Below are 21669 nucleotides of genomic sequence, written 5' to 3' on the forward strand. Positions count from 1 at the left end.
TGATGTTAGGTCAGCATGACACATCCTAGAACGACTCAACTCGGAGGTTTTGACTGTGCCCCTTACCATGCATAAGCGCAGCTTAGTTAGCGTCATACTGGTCGCAGGTATGGCTTTATTCGCATCAGCGGCCGTTGCGGATAGCGTCACCGAACGTGGTGAACGCTTTGAGCGAACTGTTGAGAAGGATGGCCAGCGCTATGCGCTGCTGGGCAGTGGTGTCTTTCGTTATATGATCTGGACGGCTTACGCAGGCGCCTACTATCAGCTTGAAGGTGAAACCGAGCCACAGCCACTTAGTGATGTGCCACGTCGTTTGGAGCTTGCATACTTCCATGCTATTGAGGCCGGCGATTTCGCCGAAGCGACCGAAGAGACCCTAAGAGATTCGTTAACGCTTTATGAATTCAATCAAATCCAGGAGCCCCTGGAGCGTTTAAATCAGCGCTATCGAGACGTTGTGCCTGGCGACCGGTATCTGCTGAGTTGGGACGGTGAGCAGCTGCGTCTGGAACTCAATGGAGAAACGCTTTTTGAAGACGATAGTGCAGAGTTTGCTAGCGCTATGTTCAGCATTTGGCTGGGTGAGCGCCCATTAGGTGAAGGATTTCGTGATGCGCTTCTAGGCCAAAACTAATTCTAGGCCAAAACTAAGTAGACCCGCATTCGTTAGGCCAGTTGTGTACAGCCACAATAGGTGGTTGCACGAGCGGCTGGCGCTTACACTTTGCCAACGATAGACAATAAGGCAAGGGGAACGCGTGAAAGCACTGATTCAACGAGTTAAAAAGGCGAGCGTGACAGTTGATGGCGAGATCGTTGGCAGCATTGATCACGGGTTATTAGCGTTGGTGGGGGTGGAGAAGCGCGATAGCGAAGCGGAGGCGAATAAACTGCTTCATAAATTGCTGCACTACCGCGTGTTCAGTGATGCTGAGGATAAGATGAACCACAACCTGCAGCAGGCGGAAGGTGGGCTGTTGTTGGTCTCCCAATTCACCCTAGTGGCCGATACCCGCAAAGGGCTACGTCCTAGCTTCTCAAGCGCTGCACCGCCTGACGATGGCGAACGGCTTTTTAACTACTTAGTAAACCAAGCCCGTATGGCCTGGCCCAAGGTAGCCACCGGCCAGTTCGGCGCTGACATGCAGGTAGCGCTGGTTAATGATGGGCCGGTTACCTTTCTACTGGAAAGCTAGGGGCTGAGCGCACGCTTATGTAGCTTCGCTAGCCAGTAGTTCTGCTTCCATGGCTTCAAGCGCTTCTTCGGCGGTGAGCCAGGTTTGCTCGGCCTCGTCTAAGCGCGCTTTGATGTCGGCCTGCTGGGCAAGCGCTTGGGTTAACTCAGCTTTGCGGGCGCTGTCGGTGTAGAGCGCTGGGTCGGCAAGCACTGCTTCGACCGCTTCCAGCGCCTGCTGGGCTTTCTCCATGGCCTTTTCAGCATGGTCGCGCTCTTTTTTCAACGGCCGCAGCTTTTCGCGCAGTTCCGCTGCGGCTTTACGGGCAGCTTTTCGATCGCCGCTGGGCTGCTGGCTTTGGCGCTCGCTCTTTTCACTGCGCGCATCGCGGCGGCCCTCTTCCAGACGTGCCTTTAGCCATACCCGGTAGTCGTCCAGATCCCCGTCAAAGGGTTCTACACGATGATCGGCCACCCGCCAGAACTCATCCACTGTGGCGCGTAGCAGGTGCCGGTCGTGGGAGACTAGAATCACCGTACCCTCAAAGCTCGCTAGCGCCTCGGTGAGCGCTTCGCGCATTTCTAAATCCAGGTGGTTAGTTGGTTCATCGAGCAGCAGCAGGTTGGGTTTCTGCCAGGCGACTAGCGCCAGTGCCAAACGCGCCTTTTCACCGCCGGAGTAAGTAGCCACTTCGCCAAAGGCGTCATCGCCTTTAAAGCCAAAGCCGCCTAGGAAATTGCGAATTTCTTGGTCGCTCGCTGTGGGAGAGAGTCGCTGAACATGCACAAAGGGCGTTGTGGTCACGTCCAGGCTTTCCAACTGGTGCTGAGCAAAATAGCCAATCGCCAGATGCTCACCGGGCACGCGTTTACCCTCTAGCAGCGCCAGCTCGCCGGTCAGCGACTTAATCAATGTCGACTTACCCGCTCCGTTGGGGCCTAACAAGCCGATACGGCTGCCGGGCAGCAGCGTGATGTTGACCTTCTCTAGCTGCGCGACATCGCCTGCTTCACTGCGATAGCCCAGGGTAGCTTGGTCAAGCACAAGCAACGGGTGCGAGGTTTTGTCGGCAGCAGGCAGGGTGAAGTGAAAAGGCGAATCCGTGTGGGCTACGGCGATATCTCCCATACGCTCCAGCATTTTCACACGGCTTTGCGCCTGCTTGGCTTTGGTTGCCTGGGCACGAAAGCGCGCTATAAAGCGCTCGATTTCTTCGCGGCGAGCCTGCTGTTTGGCGGCTTCTGCCTGCTGTAGCGCCAGCTTTTCAGCCCGCGTGCGCTCAAAGCGGGAGTAGTTGCCGCGGTAAAGCTCAAGGGTTTGATGATGCATGTGGACGATGTGATCACACACGGCATCCAGAAAGTCGCGGTCGTGAGAAATCAGCAGCAGCGTGCCTGGGTAGCGAGTCAGCCACTGCTCCAGCCAGAGCAGGGCGTCAAGATCCAGGTGGTTGGTCGGCTCATCAAGCAGCAGCAGATCGGAAGGCATAAACAGCGTGCGGGCTAAATTCACCCGCATACGCCAGCCACCGGAAAAATCTGACAGGGGCCGCTTAAGATCCGACTGCACAAAACCAAGCCCCACCAGCAGCTGCGCCGCCCGGGACTCAGCCGTGTAGCCATCCAGGGTTTCGATCAAACCATGTAACTCGGCTTCCCGGTGCGCATCGTCTGCGTTGCGAGCGGCCAAAAGGCTGGCTTCCGCTTGTCGCAACGCGTGATCACCGTCTAGCACGTACTCCACAATGGGGCGATCTAGCGCTTCAACCTCCTGGGCCATGTGGGCTATCCGCTGCCCACCGCTCATCTCCACATCGCCCTGGTCGGGGCCAAGCTCGCCTAGTAGGAGTTTGAATAAGCTCGACTTACCGGCGCCGTTTGCCCCGATAATACCTGCCTTAACGCCGTTATGCAGCGTGAGGTCAGCGTTATCGAGAAGTGCTTGTGTGCCGCGTTGCAGGGCGACTTGGCGCAGTGCGATCATGCATTCTCCCGAAATAAAGTGGGTAAACCAATGCACGATTCTAACCGATTACAGCGCTTACAGCAGGCTCCACTATGGGATTTTGCGTTAGCGCTTTATGCACAACCCGGTATTGAGGAGGCGAGTCTCTTACTGCAGGACACCGCAGGCGCTGATGTATGTGAGCTGCTGTTCCATGGCTGGCTTTATCAGCATGGTTTGCAGGCCAACCCTGCTGCGTTGGTAGCGATACGCAAATCACGCTTAGGCTGGCAGCAGAGCGTCACCGAGAGGTTGCGCCAACTGCGTCGTGATCTTAAGCCACAGGCCGTCAAGAGCGATTCTATCGCTAGCCTGCGTCAAACCATCCAGCAAGCGGAGCTTCAAGCCGAACGTGAAAACCTTCAACGCTGGCAAGAGTGGGCCTGGCAGGCCACACCAGATAATCAGCGGCTAATGAATAACGACATTAGCCCGCGAGAAGTCGCAAGATGGCTACGCGATATACTGTTTTTCTCGACATTAGACAAAAGTGGAGTGATGCCACTATCCGCTAAAAAAAGCGTATTCGCGTCTCTGCAGGTAGTTGCCTGCCAGCTTGACCGCTTGAGTTCATCACGCTAGCCTGAAATTAAGCTATTTTTGAATAATGCGGTACAGCCAAAGTAAAACAGAGTCTCAAGTAACCGTGATAAACGCTTTAAAAGCGCCGAAACCACATCGGTAATATGGGTTTTTTCTAAATTGTCTGTCGGTTATGAACTCTGTCGGTTACAAATAAGGTAACTGCGTTATTCAAAGATCAGATCCTGGCGCATTTGCATAGCGCGCTAACCACCGCAAGGGGAATTGTGCATGAAGGCAAGCAAATCTTTTTCGACTCGTTCAGTAACAACGAAGTTATTGACCACGGCGAGCGTCGGCGCATTGCTATTCGGCCTTAGCGCTGCAGCTCAGGCAGACAACTGGCGTTATGCGCACGAAGAGTATGAAGGCGACGTGCAAGACGTGTTTGCTCACGCGTTTAAGGACTATATTGAAGATAACTCTGACCACACCGTTCAAGTCTATCGCTTTGGTGAGCTTGGCGAGTCTGACGATATTATGGAACAGACTCAAAACGGTATTCTCCAATTCGTCAATCAGTCGCCAGGTTTTACGGGCTCCCTAATTCCAGAAGCGCAGATCTTCTTTATTCCTTACCTGCTGCCGACGGATGAAGAAACGGTTCTTACTTTCTTTGACGAAAGTAAGGCTATTAACGAAATGTTCCCAGAGCTTTATGCCGAGCAAGGCCTTGAGCTGCTGAAGATGTACCCTGAAGGTGAAATGGTCGTAACTACCGATGAGCCGATTAGCTCACCGGAAGATATGAATAATAAAAAGATTCGTACTATGACGAATCCACTGCTTTCAGAAACATATGATGCTTTTGGTGCAACACCAACACCGCTACCTTGGGGTGAGGTGTATGGTGGTCTGCAGACCGGCATTATTGATGGACAAGAAAACCCGATTTTCTGGATCGAGTCTGGCGGTCTATATGAAGTGTCTCCACACCTTACCTTCACGGGCCATGGTTGGTTTACTACCGCGATGATGGCTAACCAAGACTTCTATGAAGGCTTGTCTGATGAAGATAAAGAGCTGGTGCGGAATGCCTCTGATGCTGCTTACGACCACACGATTGAGCACATCAAAGGCTTGGCAGATGAAGCATTAGCAAAAATCCAAGAAGCGTCTGACGAAGTAACGGTTACGCGCCTGAACGAAGAGCAAATTCAGGCTTTCCGTGAGCGTGCTCCGCAGGTAGAAGAAGCCTTCTTAGGCATGACCGGTGAGCGTGGTGCTGAGCTTCTTGAGCAGTTTAAAGCGGATCTCGAAGCCGTAACCAACGAGTGATTAACTGTTTAGCACGCGTGCTTTAACAGAGAGTCACCGCGGGGGCAGCCAACGCTGCCCCTTTTTTATTTTCTTCTATTCAACTGACACTGATAGCCACTTCACAAAAAAAGCGCATTACTTTTCGTATAAGACAGAAAAATTTACGTACATCCAGCGTTGAAGCGAAAAGGGTTGTTAACCGTTACGCTACAAAATGAGTAAGGCCGGACACGCTCCGTTCGGTGGTCAGTTAAGGAAGAACGCTAGTTTGTCTTAAATAGCTAGTCGCCACGCTGCTTAAGAGGAGATCGGCCATGACCGAAGAAGAATCCGAAATGAATTACAGCTCTGGTTTGCCCGGCATACTGGGGGTGATCGACACTGCAATTAGCAAAATCGAGTCAGTGATACTGGCGATGGGGGTTTTGCTAATGGCGCTGAATACGGTCACCAACGTTGTTGCCCGCTTTGTGTTTGGCAACAGTATTATGTTCTCAGGTGAATTGAACCGTATTTTGATCATTATGATTACCTTTGCGGGGATTGGCTATGCCGCCCGCCACGGGCGTCATATTCGCATGTCAGCTATCTACGATGCTTTACCCGTCGGTGGTCGCAAGGTGCTGATGATAGGCATTTCGTTGTTTACCTCCCTCGTTATGTTTTTCCTGCTCTACTACTCCGTGGTTTACATTCTCGACCTACAAAGTAAAGGCCGTGTATTGCCGTCACTCGGCATACCCATCTGGATCATTTACGTTTGGGTACCTATGGGTTTCCTGATCACGGGCATTCAATACCTGTTAACGGCCATTAAAAATCTCACCTCTCGGGATGTATATCTCTCGACAGGGGTGGTCGATGGTTACAAAGATACCGAAACAGAAGTGTAAAGCAGGGCTTGCACCCTAGGGGAACGCTATGACGACGATAATGGTAGTCACCATGATTGCCCTGCTGCTGCTGGGCTTTCCTATGATGATCCCGCTAATTACAGCAGCGGTGATCGGCTTTTATATGATGTTTAACGGCTTCGGCCAAATGGATACGCTAATCCAGCAGATGATGGCGGGTATCCGACCTGCTTCACTGATTGCAGTGCCGATGTTTATTCTAGCGGCCGATATTATGACGCGTGGCCAGTCTGCTAATCGTCTTATCGACATGGTGATGTCGTTTATAGGCCACATAAAAGGCGGCTTGGCGGTCAGCACAGCAACGTCTTGTACGCTGTTTGGTGCGGTTTCTGGCTCTACTCAGGCAACCGTTGTCGCGGTAGGTTCACCGCTACGGCCTAAGATGTTGAAAGCGGGCTATTCTGATCCATTTACACTGGCGCTGATCATCAACGCGAGCGATATCGCCTTTTTGATTCCTCCAAGTATTGGCATGATCATTTACGGGGTTATTTCGGGCACCTCAATTGGTGAGCTGTTTATCGCGGGTATTGGGCCAGGGCTCCTCATCCTGTTTATGTTTTCCGTTTACTGCATTATTTATGCGGTGGTAAAAGATGTACCAACTGAACCCCGTGCCAGCTGGAGAGAGCGCGCTGTTGCCGTACAAAAAGCGCTATGGCCATTAGGTTTTCCCGTCATTATCGTAGGTGGTATTTACGGCGGCATTTTTAGTCCCACGGAAGCGGCAGCAGCCTGTGTGCTATATGCCGTCCTGCTTGAGTTTGTTGTGTTCCGCTCGCTCAAAATGAACGATATTTACGCGATTGCTAAATCCACCGGCTTAATTACCGCGGTAGTTTTCATCTTAGTCGCCGTGGGTAATGGGTTCTCCTGGATTATCTCGTTTGCGCAGATTCCACAAATGATCTTGGAAGCGGTAGGCGTAAACGAAGCTGGGCCTACGGGTGTACTCATTGCCATCTGCATCTCTTTCTTTGTCGCTTGTATGTTCGTTGACCCGATCGTGGTGATTCTAGTGCTGACACCTATTTTCGCGCCTGCGATTGCGGCAACCGGCCTAGATCCTGTTCTAGTGGGTATTTTGATTACGCTACAGGTGGCGATAGGCTCAGCAACACCGCCCTTTGGCTGCGATATCTTTACCGCCATTGCGATCTTTAAGCGTCCCTACTGGGAAGTTATCAAAGGCACTCCGCCGTTTATTTTCATACTGATTTTCGCGGCAGCGCTGCTGATTATGTTTCCGCAAATCGCACTGTTCTTGCGTGATGTTGCCTTCCGCTAAACCACCACAAGGATAACGCGCATGTTTAACCGCATTTTAGTGCCGGTGGATGGCTCAAAAGGGGCAATCAAGGCACTTGAAAAAGCTATCGGACTGCATATGTTGACCGGCGCTGAGCTTTATCTGCTGTGCGTATTTAAACACCACAGTCTGCTGGAAGCGTCGCTTTCCATGGTGCGGCCTAACAAACTGGATTTGCCCGATGATGCGCTTAAGGAGTACGCGACTGAAATCGCCGTACACGCAAAGTCTTACGCGATTGAGCTAGGTGCCGACAGCGCTAGGGTCAGGGCCTTTGTTAAGGGCGGGCGCCCGTCGCGCACGATTGTGCGTTTTGCCCGTAAGCGAGAGTGCGATCTTATTGTCATTGGCGCTCAGGGTACCAATGGCGAGAAGAATCTCTTGCTGGGCAGCGTCTCTCAGCGCGTGGCAGGGGCGGCACACTGTCCTACATTGGTGGTGTAATACGTTAAACCTCTACTCACTTCTGTGGTCTGATCATCACCCGCCGTTTCAGGTAATGCAGCCTGGGGCGGCGGGTGTTAGTCTTTAAGGCACTCAATTTTTGGCGTACCGCGCCTCTGAATAAGGTTTGTTCATGAAAGTATTGCTCTCTTCAACTGCTTTAACGAGTTTACTACTGGTGGCACCTTTCGCCGCGGCGGCTCCTGAAACCGACGAACAGCGCCTTGCTTATAGCTTAGGGGTTACCTTAGGCGAAAGCATGCAGGCCGATATTGAAGACCTTGATCTCGACGCCTTCACGGATGGCATGCGCGATGTGTTTGAGGGCAATGACTTAGCGCTTAATGAAGAAGAGATGATGGAGGCGCTGGTGGCGTTCCAGGCACAGTCGATGCAGGCTCGTGAACAGGAAGCCGCTGAAATCGCCCAGCTGAATCTGGAAGAGGGTGAAGCTTTCCTGGCTGAAAACGCCGAGCGTGATGAGGTGGAAGTAACGGATTCAGGCTTGCAGTACGAAGTGCTTGAGTCGGGTGACGGCACAACGCCGAGCGCTGAAGACACCGTTGAAGTGAATTACGAAGGCATGCTGCTCGATGGCACCGTATTCGATAGCTCTTTTGAGAGTGGCCAATCGGTGAGCTTCCAGGTCAACCAAGTTATCGAAGGCTGGCAGGAAGCGCTCCAACTGATGAGCGTTGGCGATAGCTGGATGCTGTATATCCCTGCCGAGCTTGCTTATGGTGAAGGTGGCCAAGGGCCTATTGGGCCGAATGAGATGCTGACGTTCCGCGTTGAGCTATTAGGCGTTGAGTAAATGATACGTTCCGCCGCTGCTACGTCGTGTTTTTTGGGCGCGCTGCTGCTGGTAAGCAGCGCCGCTGCTTTCGCCGAAGATGATGATGAGCCAGAGAACTTACCTGCACTCAGTGCCGCTAGCGGCCACGCGAGCGTAGTGGGCGTCTCGTCTGGCGGCTACATGGCCACGCAATTGGCAGTGGCTTGGCCAGAGCGCTTTAGTGGCGTCGGCGTATTAGCGGCGGGGCCTTGGGGCTGTGCCCAGGGGGCGCTCAGTTTGGCGCTTAATCAGTGTATGAACACCCGCCGTGGAGTGCCGTCTCTGGATACACTGGATCAGCGGCGCGAGCGTTACGAGTCGCTTGAGCAGGTGGGGGAGCGCGGTGCACTTGCTCAATTGCGTGCCTATATATGGCACGGTGATGAAGATGACACAGTTTCTCCAGAACTGGGGAGCTTGTTAGCCGAACAGTGGCAGCGCTGGCTGGCGTCTTCAGAGCAGGTGCGGTTTGTACGCAGCGAGAACACGGGGCATGGCTGGCCGATCACATTGCCCAAACAGTCAAATGCTAGCCCTCAGTCGCTTGGCGGCTGTCGCCAGGGTGGAGGCAGCCACGTGCTTGCCTGTGATGAAGACGTCGCAGACGAGATGCTGTCATGGCTCTACCCTGAGCGCTCCTCTTCGCCGAGCAGCGGTGCGTTAGTCGCGTTCGATCAGTCAGAGTTCGAGGAAAAAGGGCTGGCGGACACAGGCTACGTCTTTATACCGCAAGCGTGTGAAGCGGGCGGCTGCCCCGTGACAGTCGCGCTGCATGGCTGCCAAATGAGTGTTGATGCCATCGGCGATACTTTTGTTCGTCACAGTGGCCTGAATCGTTGGGCGGAAGAGAACGAGCAGGTGGTGTTATACCCTCAGGCTGAAAGCAGTATGGCGAACCCCCAAGGCTGCTGGGACTGGTGGGGGTTTGCTGAAAGCACCTGGCAGATCAATCCACTGCATGATACCCGCGATGGCACGCAAGTTAAGGCATTAATGGCCATGCTGGACAGGCTAGAAGGTGAGGTGACGGAGGAGAGCGCGCCAGTACAAGAGGAGTGACGCGGTATCAACGCTTATCCGTCCAGTTCGTTTTCCAATGCTGATAATAAGCCGTGGGGCGTGGGCGAGTAGAGCACTCGCTGCAAAATCTCGCCCTCACGGTTTACCAGGAAGAGCGAAGCGCTATGGTCGATGGTGTAACTCATCGCTGAATCAGGCGCTTCAGCTCGACGCCAAATAACCCCGTAGCGTGTCGCTACATCTTCCAGCTGGTCTTGGCTGCCCACCAATCCGATGAACGCATCACCAAAGAACTGCATATACTCTTTCATGCGTGGCAGTGTGTCGCGTTCGGGATCAACCGTTACCATTAGCGGCACCACGCGCTCACGCTGGGCGTCACTTAGTTGGGCCAGCGCTTGGCGCTTAACGGCTTGGTTCATTGGGCAAACGTCCGGGCAGTAGGTATAGCCAAACGAAACAATGGCAATGTCGTCTTCATTCAGTTGTGAGAGCGAGAAGTCACCTTCTTGAGTGGAGGGCATCTCAATGGCTCCGCCGACCGGTTCAGCGCTATCGCTCTCTAAGGTTGTTTGGTAGAGGCCGATCAGGCTAACCACCACCAGCGCGGCTAACAGGCCTAGGCCAAGCCATAAAGGTTTACGTTTTGTTCTAGCTGCCATGCTATTAACTCCGAATCACGTCAAAGTCGAACCAACTGCCCAGTTTGCCTTCTGGGGTATCCAGTATGACACGCGCACGCCAGGGCATAACGGCTTGCGTACAAATACCGACTTGCCCCTGACCATGAAAATGCCCCGGCGCCGCGGCGGTTAATCCAAAGCGGTGCACGCCCATATCCATGTCGCGACCAATGAAATCAACGCTAACATGGTGGGCATCAATCCCCTCTATATGGACCTCTAGCGGCAAAATTTCCAGTGCCTCAATACGCCCGTCGGTCTCCACGGTTAGCGTAATACGGCCTTTGTCGCCTAGCATGGCAGAGCAAGGGTGAGCGTGAAGATCACAGTTCGTGCTGGGTGAGAACCAGGTGACATCGCCATCGTCTCGCAGCCAATTGGCAAATACGTACCATGTGCAGGCGGCGAGCGCTAAGCCGGTCACAAGAATAAGCACTTTAAGCGCGGGAAAACCCGTAAAGTAAACAGGTTTAGACAATTTCTTCATGGCAGAATAATCGCTACGCAGGCCGTGAGGCGGGAGTTTGGCTCATGGTAACAGCAATCGTACGTTTATCGGCTGTGCTGGGATGTCGCACTTACTAAGGAACCACCATGGGGAGTATTACCGGTGCGCTAGGGCCGCTGTTTTTATTGATTCTTTTAGGGGCGGCCATTGGCTATGGGCGCTGGCCGAACAGCGCTTTTTGGCCGCAAATGGAGCGCTTAATCTACTTTATGCTGTTTCCGGCCATGTTGGTCAGCACACTGGCTACCGCAGATGTCAGCCAAGTGCCCGTAGTGCGGTTGGCGCTGGTGCTATTGGGCGCGATGGGGCTATTTGGGCTGGGGCTATGGTATTTTCGCGATTGGTTGAGGTTATCGCCCGCAGCGTTTACATCGGTGTTTCAAGGGGCCGTGCGCTTTAATACCTACGTGGGGGTGGCCGGTGCCGCTGCGCTGCATGGCAGTCTCGGCGCCACAACGGCAGCAGTGGCCGTCGCCATCATGGTGCCGGTGGTCAACGTGATGTGCGTTGCCAGTTTTGTCGCTGCAGGCACCCTGGGAAGCGCAGGTTTGGGTAAAAGCGCCATAGCGCTAGCGAAAAACCCGTTAATACTGGCCTGTTTGGCAGGTATCGCACTGAATCTGACGGGGGTAGGTCTGCCTGGTTGGAGCCAAGACACTATGGAGCTTCTAGGCGGTGCGGCATTGCCGTTAGGGCTCGTGGCGGTTGGCGTCGCACTGCGCCCATCGGCATTGCTAAGGGTTGACCGAGGGGTGGTGGCGACTAACAGCATTAAACTGCTCTTAATGCCGGCATTTGTGTTGTGCCTGGCCTGGGCGTTGGGATTGGATGCTGTCAGCCGCGATGTCGCGCTGCTATTTGCCGCGCTGCCGACGGCAACATCGGCCTATATCCTTGCCCGGCAGCTGGGCGGCGACGCCGAAATGATGGCTGCGATTATTACCGGGCAAACGCTGTTGGCTATGTTGACGTTGCCGCTGTGGCTGAGATTAGTGGTGTAGCTAAAAATAAATAAAAAGTATTCGCATTTAGGTTGACGAGTTAAATGAGAATGATTATATTGTGATGGTCAGCGTTTGATGAGACGTTGGCAGCCACGACAGCTGCTTGGTAAACATTATCACCAGTTTTCTGTCATGGTTTCTCCCTCTCATTGCTAGTCACGGTCTTTTGCCGCTCCCCTTGGAGCGGCTTTCTTTTTTTCGGGTATCCGGATTAACTGGTTGAAGGGGCCCTCAAGCCCTTCCAAACCCTTAATCCTCTCAGAAGGTTGATAGATCGACGCCGAAGTTCTTCTCTGGCTCGGGGAGCCCCATGCTGTAGGTCATAGTGGCCTTGCCTAGGAACGGGGATTCCTTGGTCTGCGGCGACTTCTTCTTATGCTTGGTGGTGTAGAGCATCCGGGCCCGCATCACCTCGAACGAATAACCCCGGCCATCGCGGTTCTTATCCTTGGCCAGCCGGTTGATCGACTCCGTGAAGGCGTTGGTGATCGGGATGTCAGTCTCGAAGTAGGTCAGCATCTCCTCACGCCAGCCGCTGACGGCGCTGACGAGATCCTTCCAGACCTCCTTCTGCCCCTGCGGGATATCGTCAATCCAGCGAGCCAGCGCCTTCTCGGCATCACGACGAGTGGTGCAGTCCCAGATGTGGTAGAACCGTTCCTTGTGTTCGTAGGCCGCAAGGAGCCGAGGGAAGGCCCCTGTCCATGTCTCCATGATGAGCCGCTCGCGATCTGAGACGTCGTGAGCACGCTTCAGCAGGATCTTCCGGTCACCCTTGAGAGTTCGGCGCTGGTTGGCCGTCAGCTCCTTCCTGAGTCCCTTGCGGACCTTATCCAGCGCCTCGTTGGCCATGCGCACGACGTGGAACTTATCGATCACGATACGGGCCTGTGGCAGCACCGCCTTGACGGCAGCCCGGTAGGGCTTCCACATGTCCATGCTGACGATCTCGACCTGGTGGCGGTCGGCCATGTTCATAAGGCGCCTCGTCACCGCATCCTGCTGGCGACCGGGCAACAGGTCCAACAGGGTGCGCTCCTCCAGGTTGGTCAGGATGCAGCGGTAGCGGCGGTTCAGGTACAGCTCGTCGATCCCTAGGCAGCGGGGGGTCTCGAAGTGGTGCCATGCCGCCAGGACCCCGGCCTTCTTCTTGAAAATCTCGCGGACGGTCTTCTCGTCGAGGCCCGTGGTATCGGCCACGTAGGCGTAGGGGTGGTTGAAAGACTCCTTCTCGACATGGCTGTGAAGCCTCCGCGTCATGCGGCGGTCATCCACCATTTCCGGCAGGGCGGGCCGGAACGTCTTCCCGCAAGCCCGGCAAGTATAGCGCCGGCGAACCACCCACAGGGTGACCCGCTTGCCATGGAGGGGAAGGTCTCGGTAAGCAACATCGCGCTTACCGAAACGGACAAACTCCCCCTCTACGCCACATTCCTCACAGGCTACTGGGCCAGGGGCTTCCAATCGGAAGTGGAGGTCGTGCTCTTCATCCTTAATATCAAGGATATGGTACTCAGGAAGGTGAAGGATGTTATCGGGCAGGCTGGTCATGCAAACTTTCCTTGTCGACATGGACAATCGATGATCGTGGTCTCTAACTGAGACACACTGCACCGCTTAGAGTAGGCATTCACTCAAGGTGGTAGAGGCGGCGCTGGACAGTGTCGAGTGCTGCCCCACTGTGCGGTGGAGCTGACTGGAAACCGCACCCAGGGAATTGTTGGTATACGGATTTAATGGTTGATGGGGCACTCTCTCCCACCAACCCGATAACACCCTCAGATGGTTGATCAGCCGCCCCCGAAGTTGAGCTCTTCAGTTAGGTCTGGCACTCTGGAGCCGCTGGTTTTCTTGCAGAACGGAGAGGCTTTCATAGTCGGATCCTTCTTTTTGTGCATAGTATTCGGACAGGTTCTAATCGACGACTTCCGGGTATCGCTGTTTCATTCGGTAGAGGCGATAAATGGTAATTGCATTGGTCAAGAGTACGAGAGCTTCAGCCAGCGTCCCACCCACCGAGCCAACCAGGATATGACTGAATGCCCATGCTAATGCTGCCAGACCCAGGAAGACGCGCATGGGGATACCTCGGAGCAGAAACATGCTCACCGTACCCAGCACCATCGCTACGATAGCGGGCAGGTCTGCCCAGCTTTGCCAGGTAAGAACGGATGCCACGCCACTTACCGCCAATATTATTGCCATTACCGCTTTACTGCCTGGGTAGCGGCGTGCAAGTGCAATGCGAGCAATCACCAGCAATGACAGCGCTGCAGCCGTCCAGCTCCCGAGAACCATGAACTGTAAAGCAAAAGCGACATTCGCGGAGAGCAGTAGCACGAATAGCCGATCATCCTGCTTGCTGGAAAAGGCCAGAACGCAGAGTACCAGCGACACTAGACCAAAAAACTGACCGGCCACCGTGCTATAATCTTCATACATAGAACTTCAGACTCTTTATCAGGTCAGCGGTAACTCAATCAACAACCTGGCGAACTTCTGCCGGTCTGTCTCTTCGAGTGCCTTCAGGGTCAGCGGTAACGTCCCCGCCGGTCCTGCGCCTTAGTTTACTCAGACAGGAATCACACCGAGCGCCACAGCTGCTTCAGGCGTCGTATCATCGCTCGAACCACCTGTCGTTTTGCCTGCCGCCGGTCCCTCTGCACCTGTTCAAGGTCAATGCCTCCCCGCGCATCCCGGTAACGTGGCGGAATGGCATCGTCCAGACGAATTGACCGTCTGCTGCCGCAAAAAGGATGCATATCCCCAGATTTGAACATGTCTTAAACCTCCTTGGTTCCGCCCACTGTCTCGTGGCGTCGGGGTTATCTCATCAGCACAGGGATATGCTAATATCTTACAGGACTGCAAAGCCATTCCATAAAGGTGCATACAAACTTTGCAAAAACGAAAAGAAAGTCAGACCAGCCAATCTCTCACGAGTACTGAGAAGACACGCAGTCACCTCGCATGGAATGACTTTGAAGTCATCCTGGCAATTGCAACCGCCGGCTCGCTGTCTGGCGCGGCACGTGCACTGAGCGTCAGCCATGCCACGGTGTTTCGGCGACTTGGTGATATTGAGCGGCGTCTGGGCGTCACCCTTTTCGAGAGGAGCCGTGCCGGCTACCGACCGACCCTGGCAGGAGAGGAACTCGCCGACACGGCCAGGATCATGGACGAGGCTGCCCTGGCCGCCGAGCGCAAAGTCGCCGGCCGCGACCTGGAGCCCAGCGGAGAAATCTGGGTCACGACAACAGACTCTCTACTGATGGGGCTGCTGGCACCGATGTTTACGCAATTCCGCCAGAGGTATTCGGGTATCGTGCTGGACGTTGCTGTCGCAAATCAGATGCTCAACCTGACTCGCCGGGAAGCCGATGTCGCCATCCGCCCTTCAAACCGCCCCCCTGAGAACCTCATCGGCCGACAGCTGGCCACCATCGGCCAGGCCGTTTACGGCCATCGTAGCCTTGGTCTGACCCCAGGTGCGTCCATTGAGACTCTCGCCAGCCAGCCTTGGATTGGGGCAGGACCACGACTACAGGATTCCGTCCTTGATCAGTGGATGGGGCACAACGAACTGAAGGCTACCAGTGTCTACCGAGTCGACACTTTGGTCAGCATACTCAGTGCCATTCGTTCATGTATGGGGCTGGCCGCCCTACCATGTTATCTGGCAGACGAAGACCCGGACATCATCCAGCTCACCGACCCCATCCCCGAACTGTGCTATGACCTGTGGCTACTGGTGCATCCGGATCTCCGGGGTGTGGTGAGGATTCATGCCTTGATGGATTTCCTAACAGAAGCCATCCGGGGACAGAGGCAGCGTTTGGCTGGGCGATTGTTAGGCCAGCCTCATGAATAAGCCGGATGACAGCCTTTCGCCTTGGATTCCGCCCCATCAACCAGACAATCCGAAGAGGTCATCGGCTAGTTCCACCTGCTGGCAGGAGGATATCAACCAGATATTCCGGATACCCCTTTTTTCTAGCGACTCTTTTTTTCTCGCTACCCTTCTCTTTGTTGATCACCGTTACGCTTATCGAACATCGCGAAAAACCTCGTACTTCTAGTGCGAGGATGGATAGCGAGGGGCGCGAGAGCGCCCCTAGTCCGGCCTCGATTGTTGCTCAATATACTGCTTGACCATGCTCAGGGGGGCGCCTCCGACACTTCCCGCAAAGTAGCTTGGACTCCACAGCGAGTTCTTCCGGTAGGCGGGCTGCACCAGTTCAGGGTGTAGTAACTTCATCCGCCGGCTGGATACCCCCTTCAAACTATTCACCAGCTTGGATACCGCCACTTTGGGTGGAAAGTTGACAAGCAAATGGACATGATCGGTTTCACCGTTGAACTCCTGTAGCTCCGCCTCGAAGTCCCGACACACTCGGTCGAAAAGCAATTCGAGGGAGTTGAGATGCGCGCCGGTGAACACCTTGCCCCGATACTTGGTGACAAAGACCAAATGGGCATGGAGTTTAAAAACGCAGTGTCTTCCTGTTCTAATAGCTTGTTTGGTTTCCATAGACCAAGTATATTCGAAGCCATGAAGCAGACCAAGACCCTCAAGGTTCGAGTGAAGGACAAACACGCCGCCGAGCTTAACCGCATGGCCCGCAGCGTGAATTTTGTTTGGAACTACCTCAACGAACTGTCTTCCCGAGCCATTCGGGAGAAAGGTCTGTTTCTGTCTGCCTACGACATGCACCCCTATACCAAGGGTGCTGGCAAGGACCTCGGCCTGCACAGCCAAACGCTGCAATGCATCGCTGCTGAATACGTTGCCCGCCGCAAGCAGTTCAAAAAGCCCCGCTTGAATTGGCGCAAGTCCGGCGGTGTACGCCGCTCACTTGGCTGGATTCCGGTCAATACCGGCGCGGCCAAGTGGAAGAACGGGCAGGTATTTCACAACGGCACCTACTTCAAGGTGTGGGATAGCTACGGCCTGTCGACATACAAGTTCCGTGCCGGCAGTTTCAACGAAGATAGCCGGGGCCGGTGGTATTTCAATGTTGCGGTCGAGGTGGACGTGCAGCCGACGCTTGGGCAGGGCGCCGTTGGCATCGACCTTGGGCTCAAGGATGTGGCCACCTGTAGCGATGGAGGAAGGCTGGAAAACAGCCGCTTCTACCGCCGCATGGAAGACCAGTTGGCGACAGCCCAACGTGCCCGCAACAAGCGGCGGGTAAAAGCTATTCACGCCAAGATCAAGAACCGTCGCCAGGACGCGCAGCACAAGTTTTCCCGGAAACTCGTCAACCAGTACGGCGAAATCGTCGTGGGCGATGTTTCCTCAACCAGGCTCGCGAAGACCAGGATGGCCAAAAGCGTCTACGACGCTGGCTGGTCACAACTGAAAACGATGCTGGAATATAAATGCGCTCACGCAGGCATCGTCTTCAAGGTCGTTCGCGAAACCAACACCACCCGCGCCTGTTCGTCGTGCGGCTCGCTTAGCGGGCCGCAGGGCGTCAACGGGTTGCGAGTAAGGGTCTGGGAGTGCGTGGAGTGTGGTGTACTCCACGACCGGGACGTGAATGCGGCCCGGAATATCCTCAGCCTCGGGGCAGGACGTTGCCCTCAAGAAGTTGGAATCCCCGTCCTTTAGGGCGGGGAGGACGTCAATTGTCACTGTTGGGCAGATAATGTCTTACGTCACGCTTAGCGTTAATCAGATGCTGAGCGCTAATTAAGAGTCTGGAGAAACCGTCATGCGCATTGCCGTCTTTAGCGCTAAACCCTACGATCAAACGTTTCTAACTCGCGCGAATGCTGGGAACCGACACGAATTAAGCTTTTTCGATGCGCGGCTGACCGACGACACGGCGCCGTTAGCGAAGGGGTTTGATGGAGTGTGCGCCTTTGTTAATGATCACTTGGATAGCGCTGTGCTTGAGCAGCTTCACGCTGGCGGCACGCGGCTAGTGGCGCTTCGCTCAGCGGGCTTTAACCACGTGGATTTAGCCGCCGCCGAGCGGCTTGGCATCACCGTGGCACGCGTGCCTGCTTATTCCCCCCATGCGGTGGCTGAGCACGCGGTAGCGCTGGTGATGAGCCTGAACAGGATGACGTTTCGCGCTTACAATCGGGTGCGCGAGGGCAACTTCGCGCTGGACGGCCTGTTGGGATTTGATCTGTTTGGTAAAACCGTGGGCGTGATTGGTACGGGACACATCGGACTGATTTTTGCCAATATCATGCATGGCTTTGGCTGTCGAGTGGTGGCCAGCGATCCGTTTCCGAATCCGAATGCCGAGTCGTTTATAGAGTATGTGCCGCTGGAATCGCTCTATGCGCAGGCGGATATCATTTCGCTGCACTGCCCGTTAACACCCGATACCGAGCACCTGATTAACGCTGATGCTATCGCCCAAATGAAACAGGGTGTGATGTTAATTAATACCGGCCGTGGGCGGGTGGTGGATACCCAGGCGGTGATCGCTGGCCTGAAGAGCGGCAAAATTGGCCGCTTAGGACTGGATGTGTACGAAGAGGAGGAGCAGCTGTTCTTCGAGGATCTATCCCACAAAGTGATAGATGATGATCAGTTCATGCGCTTAACGACCTTTCACAACGTGCTGATCACCGGGCATCAAGCATTTTTTACCGACGAGGCATTAACGAATATCGCCGAAACGACAGTGGCGAATATAGATGCTTTTGCCAGTGGCAGCGGCACGCTGCATCGCGTCGTTTACGATAAGCGAATGTAAACGACGCTTAGCGGCCTTTACTCGCTTTGGCTAAACATCGCGGCGGTAAATTAAATCCCACACGCCGTGGCCCAGTTTCTCGCCGCGTGCTTCAAACTTAGTGAGCGGGCGAAACGCTGGGCGCGGCACGTAAGGCGCGGTGTCGGCGCTGGCGGTGTTGGCGTAGCCGGGGGCGGCGTCCATCACTTCCGCCATCCACTCGGCGTAGGCTTCCCAGTCGGTGGCCATGTGGAACGTGCCGCCGGGCTTGAGGCGCGTGCGAATCAGCTCTACAAACGCAGGCTGCACAATGCGCCGCTTGTGGTGTTTCTTCTTCGGCCACGGGTCGGGGAAGAACAGTTGGAGAGTGGTCAGCGAGCCTTCGGGTAGGCACTGCTCTAACGCTGCCAGGGCATCTTCGCGGTAAACGCGCAGGTTGGTCAGGCCGCGTTTATCCACTTCGTCCAGCAGTTTGCCAACGCCGGGGGCGTGCACTTCGATGCCGATAAAGTCGGTATCTGGGTGGGTTTCGGCCTGCTCGATTAGCGAGTTACCCATGCCAAAGCCAATTTCCACCACGCGGGGGGCTTGGCGGCCAAACAGGGCGTCTAAATCCTGGCGGCCATCGGCAATGGTCAGCCCAAGGCGCGGCCACACCTCTTCCAAGCCGCGTTGCTGGGCGTGGGTCATGCGCCCCGCGCGAATCACATAGCTTTTGATGCCACGACGGTGCAGCGGCGCGTCGGCACTTTCGGGGCCAGTGGTGTTGCCCTCGGGCGCGGTGTCGTTCGTATCGGTCATGGTGTCTCTGTATCAGCCGTTAATTCGGCCTGCAAAAGGCGAGGAGGGATCGGCGCTTTGGCGGCGCGGCATACGGCCCGCTAAGAAGGCATCGCGGCCAGCTTCTACAGCTAGCTTCATGGCGTTGGCCATACGTAGCGGGTCGCGTGCGTGGGCAATGGCGGTGTTGAGCAGCACGCCGTCGCAGCCCAGCTCCATGGCCATGGCGGCATCTGAAGCGGTTCCGATCCCCGCATCGACCAGCACCGGCACGCTGCTCTGTTCAACAATCAGGCGAACGTTATGCGGGTTCTGGATGCCGTGGCCCGAGCCAATCAGCGAGCCGAGCGGCATGATAGCGCAGCAGCCCATGGCTTCCAGTTCCCGTGCCACAATTGGGTCATCGCTGGTGTACACCATCACATCAAACCCATCGGCCAGCAGCGTTTCGGCCGCTTTTAGGGTTTCGACCACATTGGGGTAGAGCGTGTGGTCGTCGCCGAGCACTTCCAGCTTGACCAGATTATGGCCGTCTAGTAGCTCGCGGGCCAAGCGGCAAGTGCGCACAGCGTCTTTGGCGTTGTAGCAGCCAGCCGTATTAGGCAGCAGGGTGTACTGCTTGGGCGAAATGACATCGAGTAGGTTCGGCGCGTCGGCGTCCTGACCAAGATTAGTACGGCGCACGGCGAAGGTGACAATTTCAGCACCGCTTTGGGCAATGGCAGCACCGGTTTCGGTAAAATCTTTGTACTTGCCGGTGCCCACAAGCAGGCGGGAGCTAAAGTCGCGTCCGGCGATGGTGAGCGGTGTATCGGTCAGTTGCGTCATAGCAAATCCTTGAAAAACACAAGCGTAAGGCAGCGCTAGCCGCCGCCAATGGCGTGAACAACTTCGACGTGGTCGCCATCCGCTAACGGAGTGGCGGCCAGCTGGCTTTTGGGCACAATCTGTTCATTAACTTCGACGGCGATACGGCGTCCGCTGAGGCCTAACTGTTCCACCAAGTCGGCGGCGGTTAGACGGGGAGCAATGGCGTAGGGTTCGCCGTTGAGCGTAAGCTGTATCGACTCATTGAGGGTAGACATAAACGGTGAACGTCCCATTATTGTGAGGCAAAACGTTTTCTATTGTAGCGGTTTAGCACCGTGCAAGGTATGCAGTGGCACGAATATCTGAACGCTTTTATAGGCCATTGTTGTTTATCAATATGACGCTAAGGAGCGAGGCGTGGAGCGAGTTGACAGGTTTTGGTGGTGTTTAGCGGCGCTCTCTGGCGCTGTGACGGTCATACTAGGGGCCTATGCGGCCCACGGGTTAGCAGCGCGAACCAGCGTGGCGATGGTGGATATTGTAGAAACCGGCGTACGTTATCAAGCTTGGCATACGCTAGCGATGTTGGCGGTATTGGCGTGGCGCAGCAGCTGCCCGCTGGCTGGGCAACACGTGGTGCTAACGCTTTGGGCGTTAGGAGGCTTTGCCTTTTCAGGCTCGCTCTACCTGATGGCCTTGGCAGGGTTAAGCCTGGGTGTCGTAACCCCCGCGGGTGGGCTGCTACTGGTGGCGGGTTGGCTGACGCTGGGAGGAGTGGCGTTTTTCAGCCGTTCTTAGCCAGCGTTTGCAATCGACATTTCACGTCAGCAGCATGCGCAGTGGCATCCACAGCCCCATGCCCATCATCACGAGGTTTTCGGTGAGGGATACAAACCCCAGCGGCACGTTGCTGTTACCGCCTACGCAGGCACACTTAAGCTCGCGCTTATCGATGTATACCGCTTTAAATACCGATACGGCCCCGACGGTACCGACGAACAGCGCCAGGGGCGCGGCGAACCAAATCAGCGTGCCTGCCAGCATCAAGAGACCCGCTAGCGTTTCAGCGTAGGGGTAAACGTAGCTGTAGGGTACGTGTCGCTGGGCAAGTAGGTCGTAGTTGAGAAACATGGTGCTGAAGCTTTCAACGTCTTGTAGCTTCTGCAGCCCCAGCAGCACCATCGCAGTGGCAACGAAATACTCCGGCATACGAGCAGTGAATAGCGTGCCTTGGGCCGCCCAGCTAATCGCAAAGCCAATCAGTAGCGCAGTCGCGAAAATTGCCAAGACGGGGCGGTAGGTGGTGGTATCAGCGTCGGGCACGCTCATCCCGAGGTGTTCGCGTAGTTCTTCATACCCGCCGATACGTTCATCGTCCAGGTAAACCTGGGGGGTGGTGTCGACGTTTTCCTGCGCTTTGAACGCATCGATCTCTTCCCGCGAGGTTAAAAGGTTGTCATCCACCTTGAAGCCTTTGCGATGGAGCAGGTCGACGGTTTTAAGGCCGAAAGGACACATGTGTTCCGGCGTTTTCATCCGATAAACGCGTGCAATGGGCTGAGTCGTTGATGCCATGAATAACCTCTTGGTCAGTTACGAACACAATGAACTATTCATCAGCGTAGAACCCGGTGCCG

The 21669-nt window shown here is 55.1% G+C and carries 24 protein-coding genes; 14 read left to right on the plus strand and 10 right to left on the minus strand.

Annotation, left to right across the window (positions count from 1 at the left end):
- The first annotated feature begins 109 nt into the window (after positions 1-109).
- The gene (locus LOS15_RS14990) at positions 110-637 is read left to right on the plus strand and encodes a chalcone isomerase family protein (protein WP_263066755.1); all 528 of its coding nucleotides are present in this window, start codon (positions 110-112) and stop codon (positions 635-637) included.
- Between the two features lie 124 nt (positions 638-761).
- A complete protein-coding gene (dtd, locus tag LOS15_RS14995) occupies positions 762-1199 on the plus strand; it encodes a D-aminoacyl-tRNA deacylase (protein ID WP_263066756.1) in 438 nt (145 codons plus the stop codon).
- A gap of 15 nt (positions 1200-1214) precedes the next feature.
- Here dtd and LOS15_RS15000 read toward each other — a convergent pair whose 3' ends face one another.
- Positions 1215-3161: an ATP-binding cassette domain-containing protein gene (locus tag LOS15_RS15000; protein ID WP_263066757.1), complete on the minus strand. Its 1947-nt coding sequence runs from the start codon at positions 3159-3161 to the stop codon at positions 1215-1217.
- Positions 3162-3191: 30 nt separating this feature from the next.
- On the opposite strand from LOS15_RS15000, the gene LOS15_RS15005 reads away from it, so the two are divergent.
- The 7 genes from LOS15_RS15005 (at position 3192) to LOS15_RS15035 (ending at position 9588) form a co-directional block, all read left to right on the plus strand.
- The gene (locus tag LOS15_RS15005; protein ID WP_263066759.1) at positions 3192-3764 is read left to right on the plus strand and encodes a TIGR02444 family protein; all 573 of its coding nucleotides are present in this window, start codon (positions 3192-3194) and stop codon (positions 3762-3764) included.
- Between the two features lie 231 nt (positions 3765-3995).
- A complete protein-coding gene (dctP, locus tag LOS15_RS15010; protein WP_263066760.1) occupies positions 3996-5042 on the plus strand; it encodes a TRAP transporter substrate-binding protein DctP in 1047 nt (348 codons plus the stop codon).
- Positions 5043-5338: 296 nt separating this feature from the next.
- On the plus strand, positions 5339-5917 hold the full coding sequence (locus LOS15_RS15015; RefSeq protein ID WP_263066762.1) for a TRAP transporter small permease: 579 nt from the start codon (positions 5339-5341) through the stop codon (positions 5915-5917).
- 28 nt (positions 5918-5945) lie between these two features.
- Entirely contained in the window at positions 5946-7229 is a 1284-nt protein-coding gene (locus LOS15_RS15020) for a TRAP transporter large permease (protein ID WP_263066763.1), read from the plus strand.
- Positions 7230-7250: 21 nt separating this feature from the next.
- Positions 7251-7694, plus strand: coding sequence for a universal stress protein (locus tag LOS15_RS15025; protein ID WP_263066764.1), 444 nt, complete (start codon positions 7251-7253; stop codon positions 7692-7694).
- A 133-nt stretch (positions 7695-7827) separates the two neighbouring features.
- A complete protein-coding gene (locus LOS15_RS15030) occupies positions 7828-8508 on the plus strand; it encodes an FKBP-type peptidyl-prolyl cis-trans isomerase (RefSeq protein ID WP_263066765.1) in 681 nt (226 codons plus the stop codon).
- Positions 8509-9588: a PHB depolymerase family esterase gene (locus LOS15_RS15035; protein ID WP_263066767.1), complete on the plus strand. Its 1080-nt coding sequence runs from the start codon at positions 8509-8511 to the stop codon at positions 9586-9588.
- Between the two features lie 14 nt (positions 9589-9602).
- Here the strand turns inward: LOS15_RS15035 and LOS15_RS15040 are convergent, their stop codons facing one another.
- Positions 9603-10211 (minus strand): SCO family protein, encoded by a 609-nt coding sequence (locus tag LOS15_RS15040; protein ID WP_263066769.1) that lies wholly within the window; start codon positions 10209-10211, stop codon positions 9603-9605.
- Positions 10212-10215: 4 nt separating this feature from the next.
- Positions 10216-10719 carry a hypothetical protein gene (locus LOS15_RS15045; protein WP_263066771.1) on the minus strand — a complete coding sequence of 168 codons (504 nt, stop codon included), beginning with the start codon at positions 10717-10719 and terminating at the stop codon, positions 10216-10218.
- Positions 10720-10826: 107 nt separating this feature from the next.
- Between LOS15_RS15045 and LOS15_RS15050 the strand changes: the two genes are divergently transcribed.
- Positions 10827-11741, plus strand: coding sequence for an AEC family transporter (locus tag LOS15_RS15050; RefSeq protein WP_263066772.1), 915 nt, complete (start codon positions 10827-10829; stop codon positions 11739-11741).
- Between the two features lie 261 nt (positions 11742-12002).
- Here LOS15_RS15050 and LOS15_RS15055 read toward each other — a convergent pair whose 3' ends face one another.
- The gene (locus LOS15_RS15055; protein WP_263066774.1) at positions 12003-13295 is read right to left on the minus strand and encodes an ISL3 family transposase; all 1293 of its coding nucleotides are present in this window, start codon (positions 13293-13295) and stop codon (positions 12003-12005) included.
- Positions 13296-13658: 363 nt separating this feature from the next.
- Complete coding sequence (locus tag LOS15_RS15060) at positions 13659-14186, minus strand: YgjV family protein (RefSeq protein WP_206853104.1); 528 nt, start codon at positions 14184-14186, stop codon at positions 13659-13661.
- Positions 14187-14643: 457 nt separating this feature from the next.
- On the opposite strand from LOS15_RS15060, the gene LOS15_RS15065 reads away from it, so the two are divergent.
- Positions 14644-15615, plus strand: a complete 972-nt coding sequence (locus tag LOS15_RS15065) for a LysR family transcriptional regulator (RefSeq protein WP_263066777.1) — start codon at positions 14644-14646, stop codon at positions 15613-15615.
- A 243-nt stretch (positions 15616-15858) separates the two neighbouring features.
- On the opposite strand, the gene tnpA is transcribed toward LOS15_RS15065, so the two are convergent.
- Entirely contained in the window at positions 15859-16275 is a 417-nt protein-coding gene (gene tnpA, locus LOS15_RS15070; RefSeq protein ID WP_084812773.1) for an IS200/IS605 family transposase, read from the minus strand.
- Between tnpA and LOS15_RS15075 the strand changes: the two genes are divergently transcribed.
- Positions 16168-17358 (plus strand): RNA-guided endonuclease InsQ/TnpB family protein, encoded by a 1191-nt coding sequence (locus tag LOS15_RS15075; RefSeq protein ID WP_263066779.1) that lies wholly within the window; start codon positions 16168-16170, stop codon positions 17356-17358. The genes tnpA and LOS15_RS15075 overlap by 108 nt on opposite strands.
- Positions 17359-17461: 103 nt before the next feature.
- The gene (locus LOS15_RS15080; protein ID WP_263066780.1) at positions 17462-18463 is read left to right on the plus strand and encodes a 2-hydroxyacid dehydrogenase; all 1002 of its coding nucleotides are present in this window, start codon (positions 17462-17464) and stop codon (positions 18461-18463) included.
- A gap of 30 nt (positions 18464-18493) precedes the next feature.
- Here LOS15_RS15080 and trmB read toward each other — a convergent pair whose 3' ends face one another.
- Genes trmB through thiS form a run of 3 tightly spaced genes read right to left on the minus strand, consistent with a single transcriptional unit; the run spans position 18494 to position 20307 of the window.
- Positions 18494-19243, minus strand: a complete 750-nt coding sequence (trmB, locus tag LOS15_RS15085; protein ID WP_263066782.1) for a tRNA (guanosine(46)-N7)-methyltransferase TrmB — start codon at positions 19241-19243, stop codon at positions 18494-18496.
- Positions 19244-19255: 12 nt separating this feature from the next.
- Positions 19256-20050 (minus strand): thiazole synthase, encoded by a 795-nt coding sequence (locus LOS15_RS15090; RefSeq protein ID WP_263066784.1) that lies wholly within the window; start codon positions 20048-20050, stop codon positions 19256-19258.
- 35 nt (positions 20051-20085) lie between these two features.
- Positions 20086-20307, minus strand: coding sequence for a sulfur carrier protein ThiS (gene thiS, locus LOS15_RS15095; RefSeq protein WP_263066786.1), 222 nt, complete (start codon positions 20305-20307; stop codon positions 20086-20088).
- Positions 20308-20449: 142 nt separating this feature from the next.
- On the opposite strand from thiS, the gene LOS15_RS15100 reads away from it, so the two are divergent.
- Positions 20450-20830 (plus strand): DUF423 domain-containing protein, encoded by a 381-nt coding sequence (locus tag LOS15_RS15100; protein ID WP_263066787.1) that lies wholly within the window; start codon positions 20450-20452, stop codon positions 20828-20830.
- A 21-nt stretch (positions 20831-20851) separates the two neighbouring features.
- Here the strand turns inward: LOS15_RS15100 and LOS15_RS15105 are convergent, their stop codons facing one another.
- Positions 20852-21607, minus strand: coding sequence for a glutaredoxin (locus LOS15_RS15105; RefSeq protein ID WP_263066788.1), 756 nt, complete (start codon positions 21605-21607; stop codon positions 20852-20854).
- Between the last annotated feature and the right edge of the window lie 62 nt (positions 21608-21669).

Origin of the sequence: Halomonas sp. 7T (assembly GCF_025643255.1) — a bacterium.
In the GTDB taxonomy this organism is placed as follows: domain Bacteria; phylum Pseudomonadota; class Gammaproteobacteria; order Pseudomonadales; family Halomonadaceae; genus Vreelandella.

Coding starts and splice junctions, on each gene's coding strand:
- LOS15_RS15105 (WP_263066788.1), bottom strand. CDS start 21,607: ATGGCATCAACGACTCAGCCCATTGCACGCGTTTATCGGATGAAAACG.
- dctP (WP_263066760.1), top strand. CDS start 3,996: ATGAAGGCAAGCAAATCTTTTTCGACTCGTTCAGTAACAACGAAGTTA.
- LOS15_RS15045 (WP_263066771.1), bottom strand. CDS start 10,719: ATGAAGAAATTGTCTAAACCTGTTTACTTTACGGGTTTTCCCGCGCTT.
- LOS15_RS15090 (WP_263066784.1), bottom strand. CDS start 20,050: ATGACGCAACTGACCGATACACCGCTCACCATCGCCGGACGCGACTTT.
- trmB (WP_263066782.1), bottom strand. CDS start 19,243: ATGACCGATACGAACGACACCGCGCCCGAGGGCAACACCACTGGCCCC.
- LOS15_RS15080 (WP_263066780.1), top strand. CDS start 17,462: ATGCGCATTGCCGTCTTTAGCGCTAAACCCTACGATCAAACGTTTCTA.
- LOS15_RS15050 (WP_263066772.1), top strand. CDS start 10,827: ATGGGGAGTATTACCGGTGCGCTAGGGCCGCTGTTTTTATTGATTCTT.
- LOS15_RS14990 (WP_263066755.1), top strand. CDS start 110: ATGGCTTTATTCGCATCAGCGGCCGTTGCGGATAGCGTCACCGAACGT.
- tnpA (WP_084812773.1), bottom strand. CDS start 16,275: ATGGAAACCAAACAAGCTATTAGAACAGGAAGACACTGCGTTTTTAAA.
- LOS15_RS15040 (WP_263066769.1), bottom strand. CDS start 10,211: ATGGCAGCTAGAACAAAACGTAAACCTTTATGGCTTGGCCTAGGCCTG.
- LOS15_RS15030 (WP_263066765.1), top strand. CDS start 7,828: ATGAAAGTATTGCTCTCTTCAACTGCTTTAACGAGTTTACTACTGGTG.
- LOS15_RS15055 (WP_263066774.1), bottom strand. CDS start 13,295: ATGACCAGCCTGCCCGATAACATCCTTCACCTTCCTGAGTACCATATC.
- LOS15_RS15025 (WP_263066764.1), top strand. CDS start 7,251: ATGTTTAACCGCATTTTAGTGCCGGTGGATGGCTCAAAAGGGGCAATC.
- LOS15_RS15005 (WP_263066759.1), top strand. CDS start 3,192: ATGCACGATTCTAACCGATTACAGCGCTTACAGCAGGCTCCACTATGG.
- thiS (WP_263066786.1), bottom strand. CDS start 20,307: ATGTCTACCCTCAATGAGTCGATACAGCTTACGCTCAACGGCGAACCC.
- LOS15_RS15060 (WP_206853104.1), bottom strand. CDS start 14,186: ATGTATGAAGATTATAGCACGGTGGCCGGTCAGTTTTTTGGTCTAGTG.
- LOS15_RS15075 (WP_263066779.1), top strand. CDS start 16,168: ATGCGCGCCGGTGAACACCTTGCCCCGATACTTGGTGACAAAGACCAA.
- LOS15_RS15000 (WP_263066757.1), bottom strand. CDS start 3,161: ATGATCGCACTGCGCCAAGTCGCCCTGCAACGCGGCACACAAGCACTT.
- LOS15_RS15035 (WP_263066767.1), top strand. CDS start 8,509: ATGATACGTTCCGCCGCTGCTACGTCGTGTTTTTTGGGCGCGCTGCTG.
- LOS15_RS15020 (WP_263066763.1), top strand. CDS start 5,946: ATGACGACGATAATGGTAGTCACCATGATTGCCCTGCTGCTGCTGGGC.
- LOS15_RS15015 (WP_263066762.1), top strand. CDS start 5,339: ATGACCGAAGAAGAATCCGAAATGAATTACAGCTCTGGTTTGCCCGGC.